The organism is Actinomadura sp. DC4 (assembly GCF_030406325.1).
Lineage (GTDB): Bacteria > Actinomycetota > Actinomycetes > Streptosporangiales > Streptosporangiaceae > Actinoallomurus.
The window spans coordinates 1-13245 of the sequence record NZ_JAUEQY010000067.1; the positions used below are offsets into that span (position 1 = coordinate 1).

Annotated in this window: 8 protein-coding genes; 3 read left to right on the plus strand and 5 right to left on the minus strand. The window is 63.8% G+C overall.

Annotation, left to right across the window (positions count from 1 at the left end; genetic code table 11):
- Positions 1-514 (plus strand): tetratricopeptide repeat protein (locus tag QWU11_RS46820; RefSeq protein ID WP_290121090.1); only part of this gene is annotated, 514 nt, incomplete at its 5' end.
- A gap of 1504 nt (positions 515-2018) precedes the next feature.
- Here QWU11_RS46820 and QWU11_RS46825 read toward each other — a convergent pair.
- On the minus strand, positions 2019-3479 hold the full coding sequence (locus QWU11_RS46825; RefSeq protein ID WP_290121091.1) for a hypothetical protein: 1461 nt from the start codon (positions 3477-3479) through the stop codon (positions 2019-2021).
- A 3407-nt stretch (positions 3480-6886) separates the two neighbouring features.
- Between QWU11_RS46825 and QWU11_RS46830 the strand changes: the two genes are divergently transcribed.
- Entirely contained in the window at positions 6887-7591 is a 705-nt protein-coding gene (locus QWU11_RS46830; protein ID WP_290121092.1) for an SMI1/KNR4 family protein, read from the plus strand.
- Between the two features lie 663 nt (positions 7592-8254).
- Here QWU11_RS46830 and QWU11_RS46835 read toward each other — a convergent pair.
- Positions 8255-10219, minus strand: coding sequence for an ice-binding family protein (locus QWU11_RS46835; RefSeq protein WP_290121093.1), 1965 nt, complete (start codon positions 10217-10219; stop codon positions 8255-8257).
- A 616-nt stretch (positions 10220-10835) separates the two neighbouring features.
- Here QWU11_RS46835 and QWU11_RS46840 point away from each other — a divergent pair.
- Positions 10836-11942, plus strand: a complete 1107-nt coding sequence (locus QWU11_RS46840; protein ID WP_290121094.1) for an ice-binding family protein — start codon at positions 10836-10838, stop codon at positions 11940-11942.
- A 323-nt stretch (positions 11943-12265) separates the two neighbouring features.
- On the opposite strand, the gene QWU11_RS47600 is transcribed toward QWU11_RS46840, so the two are convergent.
- The 3 genes from QWU11_RS47600 to QWU11_RS46850 all read right to left on the minus strand — a co-directional run.
- Positions 12266-12406: a DUF1877 family protein gene (locus QWU11_RS47600; RefSeq protein ID WP_354670963.1), complete on the minus strand. Its 141-nt coding sequence runs from the start codon at positions 12404-12406 to the stop codon at positions 12266-12268.
- On the minus strand, positions 12354-12644 hold the full coding sequence (locus tag QWU11_RS46845) for a DUF1877 family protein (protein ID WP_354670964.1): 291 nt from the start codon (positions 12642-12644) through the stop codon (positions 12354-12356). The genes QWU11_RS47600 and QWU11_RS46845 overlap by 53 nt, the downstream gene beginning before the upstream one ends.
- Positions 12641-13245 (minus strand): aldo/keto reductase (locus tag QWU11_RS46850; RefSeq protein WP_290121096.1); only part of this gene is annotated, 605 nt, incomplete at its 5' end. The genes QWU11_RS46850 and QWU11_RS46845, both read right to left, overlap by 4 nt.

Consider the following 13245-nt stretch of genomic DNA (forward strand, 5'->3'; position numbering starts at 1 on the left):
GGCCGGGGCCGAGGAGCGCTACACCGCCGGCCTGCGGATCGCCGAACGCCTGGCTGCAGCCGACCCCAGCAACGCCGAAAGCCAGCGGGACCTGAGCGTCTCCTACAACAGGCTGGGTGATGTGCTGAGGGCGCGGGGGGACCTGGCCGGGGCCGAGGAGCGCTACACCGCCGGCCTGCAGATCCGGCAGAGACTGGCTGCAGCCGACCCCAGCAACGCGCACAGCCAGCGGGACCTGAGCGTCTCCTACAACAGGCTGGGTGATGTGCTGGTGGCGCGGGGGGACCTGGCCGGGGCCGAGGAGCGCTACACCGCCGACCTGCGGATCGCCGAACGCCTGGCTGCAGCCGACCCCAGCAACGCCGAAAGCCAGCGGGACCTGAGCGTCTCCTACAACAAGCTGGGTGATGTGCTGAGGGCGCGGGGGGACCTGGACGGGGCCGAGGAGGCTATTACCCGACACCAAAAAATTGAACGACAGATCGCCGACAACACCAGTCGGTCGGACGGTTAACATAATGCCCTAACCTGCGCGGGGTCGCCATGGCCGATTTTGCTCATCGGATCTTCTAGCTCAGGGCCGCGTGCTGGCGAGAGCTAGCATTTGAGTATGCGGACCGCGATCATCACGGCATGCGCCAGTGTCGTCGTAGCTGTGCTCGTTTTTATCCTTAACCAACAGGCGCAGCTGCGACAAGAGAGACGGAAGGCGCAACTCGTAAGGATTAATGAACAGCTTCGCGAGTTGTATGGGCCCCTCAATGCGCTCGTAAACGTCAACGAGCAAATTTGGGAGTCACTCCGAGCTGCTGGCCTACCCCAAAAGGAACAGCGCGCAGCAAATCCACCTTGGAATGACTGGAAAATATGGCACGAATACGCATTACTGCCAGCAAATATGAAGATGCGCGATCTCATTATATCTCATGCCGACCTACTGGTAGAGTCCGAAGTCCCACTTCCGATTCAGGCATTCTGTGCCCATGTAACTTCGCAAGAAGTTCTTTTTAAGAGTGCCAACGAAGGTGTGAATATAGGAAGTCTAATTCCCCATCCAGGCGAGCCCTATATTGACTACGTCCAGGAGTCTTTCACTAGGCTGAAAATGGAGCAATATCGAATACTGAACCTACTAAATCCCACATAAGACTCCTCGCGCGGAAATGTGGCATCCGCTGGCTTCGAGTCATCGATCCGCTAGCCCGAAGCCGACGCTGTAAGCACAGGAGTACAGCAACACCCTCATACGGCACCCGCCGTGATCTCACGGCACCGTACGCCGGAGCTCGACGAGCCAGCCCGAAGCACGGTCTCACCGGTAACTCGGAAGTAGAGGCCTCAGGCGCCGACCCCCAAGGGTTGAACGAACTCGAAGCGGGGGTCTCGCGACCCCCAGCCCCCCGCGAGCCGAAGCACTCACCCACGCGAAACCGTCTGTCACACCGTCTCGCCGTTCGCGCGGGCGAGCGCTCCGGACAGGTGCGCACCACAACTGTAGGAGACGATCTTGCTAACGCGGTTGCTAGCAGCTGCGCTGGACATCTCTGGAGCACGTGCGGACCTCCTGGCAGCACCGAGCCAGGGCAGTGGTCAGATCTGGACTGCTGTGGACATTGCTAGACTCACTCGTAATGAATAGGCCGTGACGATCGCCGTGGATTATTACTCGCCGTTGATGGTTGCGGTGATCGGCTGACGCGCCGCTGCCGATGCTCGGGCCGTTGGACGGCTTTGCGCTGCCGCTCGGCCTGTCCTCTGGTTCGGTGGTTGCCGCAACAACCCGGGGGCGCCTGCTGTCCAGCACGGAAGCACAGCAATACTGCCCACAGCACTATCGTTGATCTAACCGCGCCTCACGCCGGCGCAGAGAGAGCCAGCACGTACGAGGCTCACGCTGGCAGTTAGGGACGAAGAGTCGGCGGTCAGGCGCCGGATAGGCCGCTGTTGTCTCCCTTTGGGTGTCCAGTCTCTGGTCTCCAGGGAAAGCGGCTCAAGGGGCGATTCATGACCTGAAGTTTTTAGGCCTTGGAGGCAGATGGTTTGTTGTCGTCGCGGGCGTCGATGAGCACGATCGACTCCTCGCCCACAAGTTTCAAGTCGCGCAGGATTCTCTCAACCTTCGCAGCCTGGGCAGCAGTGTATATCACGATCACCTTGACCGAGGTGCGTGTCTTGTTGGCCGCCTCGTAGATCTCGACCTGCTTTTCTAAATTGCGCTTGAGTGCGGTATTACTGGCGAGCTTGAACTCGATCAGCGACTTGTCGCCGGCGCCGAAGCTCGCTTTGAAGTCCACCGGCCCCCGGCCATTATTGACCTCGCGATTTATGTCGAAGTCGGTGCCACACCACACCAGTCCGAATGCGAGCTGGAGTTCCTTCTCGTTGGAGAACGGCTTCCCGGCGCGGTTGAACAATAGGTAGCCGTCGTTGTCTTCGATGTAGGACTTGAAATAGCGTGCCCGTTGTAGGCACTCATCGTAGCTACGCCAAGGCTTATCGTAGAACTCCGTCCGGCCCGCGATATCTGCGAGTGCATGGCGGATCTGCGCCACCAGTGCACGGTAGGTGTCCTGGACCTTGCTGGCGCTTACTGAGTGTGCGCGATCGCCGTCGTCCTCTTGCAGGCGGATGTAGAGGTCGATCAGTTCGGGGAAGCGCCGGATGGTGTCAGCAGTAGCCTTACGCCTCTGCTTAGCGTCGGGGTCGGAGCCGAGCGCACGTTTGAAGTACTGGTTGATGCTCGCGCGCTGCTCCGCGTTGGCGACCGCATCAGGGAGCTGACTGAACTTCGCGATCATGTCGCCGTAGTTGATCCACGTGTCGTCGCGCGTGAGCACGTCTACCGGCGTCAGCAGGACGAAGTCTTGGCGTAGACGCGGAAGATAATAGCGCTCAGTCACCCATGTACGGGTCTCGTAATTGAACCACGCCCGCGTGACTGCGAACGTCTGGCAGTCCTCGTCGCGCATATGTTCGCGCGCGAATGTCTGTGTGTACTCGCATAGATAGGCCTTGATCAGGTTGGTGGTGAAGTCGCTAATGTTGTCCTTGCCAACTCCAGGTCGGATCAGGCACAGCTTCTCCAGGTGAGACCCGCGAGTAACGGTCTCCTCCCCGAAGTTGGCGAGGATATCGCCCAGCGCGCCGTGCAGATCGAAGGCAAATTTCTCGCCCAAGCCCGCGCCGTCGTTGCCGAAGAGCGTGTAGCCGAGCCAGTTCTGCTTGACCTCTTTGAACCGGTACCAGGCATTGATTAGGCCCTTATCTAGATCGGGCATCGCCTGGTCACGCAGGAAGCGCAGATACCGCAGGATTTCCTCGTGAAGCTGTTGATAGACGGGGTTGTCGCTGTTGAACAACAGGAACGGGTCGATGAACAGCGGCAGATCTGAGACCATGCTGATGTCAAACGCGCCATACTCGTCCAGTATCGCCGGGTCGACTCCGAAGTGCTCTGAGAAGTAGAGGTCTAGGTCCATCGCCTATGGACTCCTAGTTGTTTCTTGTTTGTCTCTTGAATGGGTTCGTTCTTGGGTGTCAGTGCTCACAGCAGGTCACGGGCCTGCGCTGGGCGGGCTGGCGTAATTGGAAGCGTGATCCGCCGAGGTGGCCGGCTGACGACGGTGTTCGGAGAGTTCTCCGGTGGGTGGGGGTATCGAGTAGTACCACCACCCCGGGCGAGGATTCGTCCTGGGCGTCGGCGTCTGCCCTACGTGCCGTAAGCAAGAGCGCTCCTCCGATAATGATCGCCCACTCGGGCTGCATCCTCGGCCTCCTCTTGACCGTGAAGGTGCTGGTACGACGTAGCTCGCAGGCTTGAGGTTGCCGCGATGGCAGGATGCGGCCAGCCTCCCTGGGCCAGGTATCGCCAGTGAAGTGAAGAGATGAGGGCGGAAAGGCTCAGCCAGCGTCCACTCAGGGGGCGTCAGGCCCGCGCCACCATTGGCTACGGATCCTCAGACGGTCCGAGACCTTGAAGGTCACCTTAGTTGGTCGCTCGCCGTTAGCGGTTGAGGCGAGCGATGCCACACCGCTTCCGGTTCCTTAGGGCCTTGCTGGCCCCTGAAGTTCGAGTGTGACCTGCCGTTGTGGTGCGAGTACGACCGATAACTACTGAGACGCGTAACCAGGGCCGGTGGGTGGGGGGACGGCCAGATCGAGGTAGTGGATTGTCGTACCGCTCGCGGCTTAGGTCGATTGGACGACTCCGCTCGTGGCTATGCAACGTTGCGATCAGTTGCGGTGAATAACTCGGGGCCGCTGGCGGTGCAGACGGATACCTTCCACAGCGCTGGGGGGAACCTGCGCGACCATGGCTGACGTCAGGTCATTGGGAAGCGTGGCTTGCGCTGGCGGGTAGGCGGCGCGAATCGTGGTGCCGGGGTAGGGCCAGATCGGTGTCCACGCAGATTCTGGCAGGGAATGGGCGAGAGGAAGGGGATGGTAGCCAGGCGGCGGTAGGCCGGGGACCATCGCCAGAAGTGCCAGACGGCGGTAGACGATGCAAGTGGACAAGGTTAGGCGTAGGTCCTCGTCTTGCGCGGGCTCGGGAGTTGCACCGATCGCACACACCGCTTGGTAGACGGCGACCCCGTTGTCTGTGGGTAGGCGAGCGGCCCACACTGCGGCGTCCTGCACAGGCAATCCCGGTTCCCGCAGTATTGAGGCGAGAGCGGGGTGGATAATTCTTCGCGGGGCGTGACTGTTGCGCTGATTGGCAAGCTCATGGGTCAGCGCGGTTTTGTGGGCCCAGCGGGCGAGAATCGTTGCTCTATCACGGTCCATCGCGACCGCTGGCGGGTGCTGCGACGCGGCCACCAACGACATGAAGACAGGCTCGGCCGCGGTTTCCAATGCCGACATCCAGCCGTTATTGCAGGTCTCACATACCGACCGAGTGAAGGTCGTCAGCACGGTGGCCTTACGGTGGATGGTGATGGGCTCGACGGGCTCATAGGCGCGGCCGTCGAGGGAGAGCCCGAGTCCCGTGGCGTGGGTGGTGGATCCGGCAGGCAGCCCGGGTGTGTGCTTGCGGAGCCACTGAGGTAGCACATGCTCTTTGGAGCGTCTTACCCGTTGACCCCAGGGTCGGTCACAGAAGGGGCAGCCGTCCCCCGGCTTCCATATGCTCGCTAGTCGGTCGAAGATCCCGCCCACCTCCTGACTTCCGTTTGTACCCGTCACTGCTTCCGGATTTACGTCACTGAGTGCGTCCAGCGCCATGGTCCCGCATGGCGCCGACAATCGCCCGTGGTTTTCAACCCAGCGGTCGGCGTGCCTGATGTTGAAGCGCCTCAATCGATGCGCTGCCGCCGGCCGCGCAGTCGGGCGATTGCTCGGCGTCCTCGTGTAGTCCGCGCCAGACTCGGCGCAAAACAGGTTGCATGTCGCGCGGGATATACGCGGGACGGCCTCGCCGCAGAACCACGGGCCGTATGACGTCCGTGCAGGTCAGCGGTAAAACGGCACCGAGATCGCCGACCCTCTGTAAATCCGTCGGCTTAGCCTACCCAGGTTCGAACCCTGGACCCGCCACAGCAGCAAGACCGGCCCCCGACCTGCAGCCATGCGGTCCGGGGCCGTTCTGCTTCTTGATCGCTGAGAGGCAGCCAGAGGCCGCCGGATGCAGCCGTTCGTCGCTGGTCCCGGAATATACGCGGAATGAGTCGGGACGCGTCTTCGCAGGTCGATCCCGGAAAAGTCGAAGGGCCCCGGCGCCGCACGCTCGGCCACCTCGGTCGCCGGAACACCGGAGTTGAGCCACAGCGACACCCCCGCGTGCCGCAGGTCGTACGGCCGACGTGCCAAGGGAGAGACAACCGGGGCGGGAGTGAAGGCCAGGGCGCGGGTGTGAGCCCACACGTCGCCGTAGGCGGTCGAGCCGACGATGCCGCCCCGTTCGGTCTGGAAGATCCGCCCATCCGGCGCCGTCCCGAACTCCGCGGTGTGCTCACGAAGGATCTCCACCAGGACCGGCGGATGGACACCGTCCTGATCTCCGTGACCGGGCGCAGCTTCAGCCCGTGTTTCGCATGAGTCGTGCCGTCGTCCGTCCACCGCGACCCCGACTCCGGCAGCGATCAAGGCGACGGCGCTGCGCGCCGCCGCAAGTCGCCCGCTCCGGCACGCCCTACGGGCGTGCGGCGTGGGCGCCGGTCCCTCCGGCCGTGCCGATCGGGCAGCCCGGGTCACGAGTCTGTGTCTCCAGACATCTGACGCCTTGCCCATCTACGAAGCTTCCACAGACCGAGCAGCCCGAGCGCGAACCTGAAATGCGCCTCGTCCCCATCTACGACCAGCCGGAGCCGCCTAAGGGTCGGAGCGCCGTCAGTCGACCGCAGCCGAAGACGAAGCAGGCGAACGCGGAGCACCGCTCCCCACGTGTCCACATCCCTGGCAGCCTGCAGCACCGGCCGGACGGCCTCGAACGCCGGAAAAGCCTGGAACTCACACGACACCCAGGGATAATCCCTCTCGGTCTCCCGCAGCAGAGCGATCGGCCGACAGCCACGCATGAGCACGTAATCGGCACTATCCATCTCAGCCACTCCCGGCCCGCCCCATCGCGTCTCAGCACTGATGCCGCGTAGCTTCTCGCAGGCGGACTGCCAACGGAAGCCTCCGGCGAGGGCCTCAGGCTCCGAGATGGCCGCACCGACGCCGAGCTGGGTGGGCGGTTGAGGTGGAAGCCTGATCATCCCGCCCACCTTCGCCCAGGACGAGCCGAGCGGACCAGGCCCGAGGGGCACAAGGTCGTTCTTCCGCCGGGGGCTCCACCTTGCACCCCTCTGGCCTGGTCCGCTCCCCGATGGGTGGGACGAAGGCAGACGGGATGACCAGGCGGGGGAGCCTGTCGCTTGCGCGAATCGCTGCGATGATTCGGTGCATGTCCGACAGCGATCTCATCGCAAGACTCCGTCGACGTGCCTATGACCCGGTCAGACGCGAAGACCAGGTGTACGTGCCGTGTGAGTGGATCAGGCAGCGGTACGGCGACGGGGCAGAACGTGAGATGTCCGTACGGTACGGGGACCGTGCGGTGTTGGAGGCCGGGGCACCTGAAGCGGTCGAGTATTTCAAGGACACTCCCCATGAGCCGCCCTATCCGCCGGTAACGGTTCCGGAACTACTCGCGGCAGAGCGCCGAATGGGCCGCCGGCTGCCTGACTTGCTCCGACGCCTCTACACGGAGGTGGCCAACGGAGGCTTCGGGCCGACGTCCGGGATCTTGGGGATTACGCCGAGCGGTCAGCTTGCTTGGAACGACTACACGGCCGTCGAGGAGTACCTGGCGCATCCGGAGCTCAATGATCCGTTGGGTTTCCCTCTGGTCTATGGCGGGTGCAACGTCTGGTGGTATGTGTCGCTGACGCAGCCCGGGAACCCGGTTTACCTATTCGACTGGGACGGCTGGGACTGGCCCGAGCGGGACTCGCCAGTGGTTGCCGTGGACCAGACCCAGATCTGGCCCAGCCTGGCCGAGTGGCTGGGGTGCTGGGCAGACGGACACTACATATGGGAGCGGGATGAGTCCATCGCCGCTCTGCTGCTGTCGGGTGATCCCGGCGACAGCAGCGACTTCCCAGACTGACAGCAACGGTGACAGCAACACCGGTAGACGTCGCCGGACTTGGCATACCCCGATCGTGAGCACGACGGCGGAGCGGCGTCCGCGTGACCTCTGCGACACCGGCCCGCTGGTAGCAGCGTTCAACAAGGCCGATGGCGACCACGAGCGGTGCGTCAGGTTCCTGGCCCAGAACTGTTCCCGGCTCGTCGTGCCATCGCCGGCGGTCACCGAAGTCTGCCATCTGCTGTCTGACCCACAACGTCGCGGCAACGCGAGTCTGGCCGCTCGGTTCTGTGCTGCGATCGGCGCGGATGAGCTACGCGTCATCGAGGTGACGCCCCACGACTACCGCCGTATGTCCGGGCTGCTGACACCGCATGGCCGAGCTGCTCAGCGATCTCTTCCATGGAACGAGCATCCGGAACATGCGCGGAATGCGTCGAGGGCATCGCAGCCATGCGGTCCGGGGCCGTGGCGGCCGGCGGCAGGAGATGGTTCGCCTGCGGCTTCCACCGGGTCCTGGCACTGCTCGGCACCATCATCCGCGGCCCGCGAGCCGCCTACGGCGATCGTGGGGGCCGGCAGCCCAGCAAGGTAAGGGCTGCCGGCCCGCACGCGATGGGCCATGTTCTCGACCAGCGGTGGATCGGCGATCGGAGCGTCAGATGCGCAGCGGGTGTGCTCTCAGCATTCGCCGGCTCCGGTCACCGGGTCCACGTCGAACAGGTAGCGGCGGTCCCCGGTGCCGTAGAGGCAGGCGGTGGTGCCGACGTATCCGTAGTCGTGGGTGTCGCCGCCGTTGACACTGGGATGTCCATTGACACTGGGGAATCCCGGGCAGGCCGCCTGGACGGTCCAGTCGTAGCAGATCGTGTTACCCGGATACACGTTGTCCTGGGTGTAAAAGGGCAGATAGCTGCGTAGGCCCCCACCGACCGTAAGGTTCAACGGCGGAAAGATCACACTGCCGGTGCCTCCGGACGGGAAGACATCCGCCAGACCCGGTGGTGGTGTCACGACGGCGCCGGTGAAGTCGTAACAGTTCACTGTCGGCTTCTGCGTACTGAATTTGCCTGTGACGGCGCAGACGCCCACCGCCGTCCCGCCCGTGTCGTAGTCGGGGAAGACCGCTGTGGCGACATAGGTACCCGGTGCGGTGCCGAGCACCTTGACGCCCCAGGCGGCACATGACGTCTTGGTGCCCGGGTCAAAACAAGTAAGGGTCGGCGGGTGTGGGCTGGTGGTGCTGGAGTCCGGGCCGTTGGACGCGGTGTAGACGCGGCCGCCGACGGTGGCCTTACTGCCGATGAAGTCTCTGGGGCCCAGACCGGCTCTGTCGGTGTTGGGCGGCGTGTTACTGGCGTACGGCTGGCCGGGACAGGGAGTCAGGGTGGCCGTGGACATGCACAGTTCCTGCCCGCTGGTCGTGGTGCCGTACAGGTTCGTGCCCACGCTCACGAATCCGGCCAGGCCGTTCACGTTGCTTTGCCCGGGCGTGTTGGTCAGGGCCGCGAGCGGTGTGTAGGCGCAGTTCAGCTGATTTTGGAGGTCCACACATCCGGCTCCCACCGACCCGCTTGGAAATCCTGGAAACGAGGTGGTGGTGACCGCGGGATAGAAGATCCTAGTCCCCGACGGATCCGGTACGAACTGCAGGACTTCGGTGGTCGCTATATCGCCGGGACTATTGGTGTCCAACGGCAGCGGCTGGGTGTTCAACGGCATCGGCCATGTCTTGGTCCCATTCATGTCCGGACATGGGGCCTGGGTGGCCGCATCGGTGCAGAAGATCTTTGGGGCCGTCATCGGCACTGAACCATGGTGGCCGATGACCCATACCTTCAGACCTCCGCCTGCTCCAGTCTGGTTGTACAGATAGGGGAACCCGTCGATATTGGTGCGCTCGCCGGCCTCAGCTATGATGACATTAGTGTCGAGCGTGACCGCCCCATTGCGGGCGAGTGCTCGGCCGAATATCTTTACGCCGGTCGTCACCGTGATGGACGTAAGAGCGAGGATGGTTCCGCTGAACGTCGAGTTCGTGCCCAGCGTCGCAGAACTGCCCACTTGCCAGAACACATTGGCAGCTTGCGCGCGGTTGATCAGTTTCACCACACTGTTCGACGCGGTGGTGAGTGTTGAACCCATCTGGATGATGAATACGGCATTGGGGTCGCCCTGTCCGTCGAGAGTGAGCGTGCCGGTCACTCCCAACGATGAAGCGGAATGGTAGACGCCGGGCGTCAGGGTCTGACCACCGAGGTCACCCGAGACGAGGGCGGCCAGGCCGCGCGTGGCCGCGTCGTTGTAAGCGGCCGTAAGGTCGCTCTGGGCCTGTGCGGCAACGGCGTCGGCCGCGTGTATCGTGCCCGTCACCGTGCCAGGCGGGAATCCGGTCACGGCGGTGCCGGGGCTCAACCCCACGTCACCCTTGACGACAGTGGGTCCGGTATTGGTGACCGTAGAGCCGGCCAGTACCCCGAAGCTGGCGGCCGTCCCCAGATTCACCGGCGCCTGGGCCGCACGCGCATGGGGTCGTCCGATAGCAAGGGCGGGCATAGCGGTTAGGAGCAGGATACATGCCGCGATCCCTGCCGTCAGGAAGGAATGTCTGGGCGGCTTGCGGGCGATTTGAATATCGTTGGCCATTGTTTTCAGTCTTTCATGTACGGTAGCTTCTGTAGCCTTGCTTCGGTTGAGATGGGCGACCGTTCCTTTTGTTGCAGGTGGGACTTGTCTGGAGACGGTCAGATGACCGCAAGCTCGGCGCCTCTCGCAACACCACGTGAAATCAGCAATTGCCACTCGGTCTGCTGCGTAATGCTGTTCTGCTCCGGTGTGCGATGCCTAATCCCGAGTCTTCGCAAAGAACAGGATCGCGACAACCGACAATGCGATGAATGGCCGCAGGTCGCATAGCAGTACTGGTGTCATAGCGTTCAGAAATCATCTTCGGCGTGGCCAAAATGATCGCTTTCACATTTATTCAGATTCCGGCGACTGGGGCGTAGGCGTTTGTGTCGCCGATCTACACTACGACCACTATATCGGGACACATGGCGCGTCGAAGGCATTATCTCGCCCTTATTGGCCCGCTTCTCGTGGTCTTTGCCAATGGTTGAGATTCGGTATCGGCCCACCGGGGGCAGGAACACCTTCATGCGGTGACCATATAAAAATGACGCACTCGTGCGATTTGACGGGCTACTTCCGGGCGTGAGCGAAAGCTCATGTGGATGAGCGTTCTGAAGGTGAAAGATTAATAATGTCGCCCAAGATGGTGGATTTTTTTCGCAAGCCGACCGTGCGTTCCCTCATGGCAGCAGGAATCGCGGTGGGCGTGGCCCTCGTCGCTGTCATGATCGCGCTCGTCGTCAGGCAGTCGTACGCGCGCGCGGCGACGGCGCCGGTGAACCTCGGGACGGCCGGCAACTTCGCGGTGCTGGGCGGCCAGACGGTCACCAACACCGGGCCCAGCGTCATCACCGGTGACCTGGGAGTGAGTCCCGGTAGTGCGGTGACCGGATTCCCTCCCGGTACGGTGTTCGGGACGATCCACGCGGCCGATGCCGCTGCCGCGCAGGCTCAAGTGAATCTCACCGCTGCGTACAACGACGCCGCTGGACGTACCCCTGCCACGGCTCTTCCAGGAGACATCGGCGGACTGACGCTTACGCCCGGCGTCTACAACGCCTCTTCGTCACTGGGCATCACCGGTACGGTGACCCTCGACGGACAGGGCGACCCGAACGCCGTGTTCATCATCCAGGTCGGTTCCGCGCTCACCACCGCATCGGGCAGCGTCGTGAACCTGACCAACGGCGCCCAGGCCTGCAACGTCTTCTGGCAAGTCGGGAGTTCCGCGACTTTGGGCACAGGGTCCACGTTCAACGGCAACATCCTCGCCCTGACCTCCATCACGGCGACGACCGGCGCGAACGTCAACGGCCGGCTGCTGGCCCGGAACGGAGCGGTCACTCTCGACACCAACGTCGTGAGCAAAGCCGACTGCGCGCCAACGCCCACTCCGACGGTAACGGTGACCCAGACGGTGACGACCACGGCCACGGCCACGGTGACGGCCACGGCCACGGCCACGGTGACGGCCACAGCCACGGTGACGGCCACGGCCACGGCCACGGTGACGGCCACACCGACGGTTACGGTCACCGCCAGGCCCACCGTGATCGTCGGCCCACGTCTTCGCCCGCCCGGCCGTCCGCGTGCTCATACGAACAGCCGCTCGGACAACGATGCGAATGTCGATCTCAAACAGAACGGACACCACGCCACCCGCAGTCTGACCAGAACACGCGAGCACCACTACCCCCGTATTCGCGTCCGCGGGTACCCGTCCTGGCCCTTCCGCTGACCGGTCGTAACCGGTAGGACGATCAGTCGTTGAGAGCACCGCGGCATGCCTGAGGTCGTATGGGCGACGGGCCAGGGGTGAGTCCACCCGGTCGGGCGACAGGCCGTACGCGCGCGCGTCCGCATCGCACTGGACCTCAGCCCCACCGCGTTCGGCACCATCGCCGCCGGCGCGTACGTCACCGACGACGGACGCTCGGCGACGGAAGTCGCCTGAGCGCCCGCCGCCCAACGGCGGAACCCGTCGAGATATCGGCAGAGACCGGCCGAGTACTCTCGACACCGCGCGAGTGCTTCTTGATCGCGATTCGCGGGTGGCCGTGGTCAGTCGAGCCAGATGAGCACGGCGTCGGCGTCGCGGGCAGCCGTTCCGAAGAACTCCGTCAGGCCCACGTACCAGTGGCGTGCCCATTCAAGAGACTCCGGGCTGTCCCAGCCGAGGGGGTAGACCTCGGCTTTGACCAGCTCCGCGTCCGTACCCCCGGTCCTCGTCTTCGGCCAAGGGCTCCTCGCCGAAGATGACGTCCACCGGGAAGGCGGCGTGTCCCAGGAGGAAGCGGAGCAGGTCCCAGGTCTCGTACGTGCTGAAGTGGCGGGCTTGGGCCGGCGTCAGCTCCGACTCGTCCTGCGCGTCCTCGATCTCCACGACGAATGACAGGAGCTTCCGTACGCCGAAGAGGGCCGATAAGCGGCGCGGTGTCAGAGGTTGGCATAGCCGGGGATACTGGCCTTGATGCGGTCGAGTTCGCGTTCGTCGGAGATGCCCTGGAGATCGTGGCGGGGCGTGTAAGGGGCCTCCAGACGGCGAGCCTCCTCGTCGGTGAGGTCGAGGTCGAGAGAGTCGACGGCGTCGTCGATCTGCTGGATCGTACGGGCGCCGACGAGCGGAGCCGCGACGACGGGGTTGCGGTGAAGCCAGGCGAGGGCGACCTGGGCGCGGGTGACACGGCGGGCCTCGGCGATGGCGCCGACCTCATCGATGACGACGCGGTCGCTGGAGGCGTTGGCCTTGTAGAGCAGGTCGGCGTAACCGCCGTCGGAAGCGGAGCGTTCGCCCGTGTTCGCCTGGTCGAAGGGGCGGGCGAGGCGGCCGCGGGCGAGGGGGCTCCACACCATGGTGGCGACACCCTCATCGGCGCAGAGCGGGAGCATCTCGCGTTCCTCCTCCCGGGCGAGCAGGTTGTAGAACTTAACCTCCGGCAAGAAGTAATCGGAGGTGGCCATGTCCCCATCCAGTTCGCTCGTCCCCGTGGTCTCATACGGTCGAATCTCGGCCGACCAGCGGAAAGACGCCCACGGCGTGC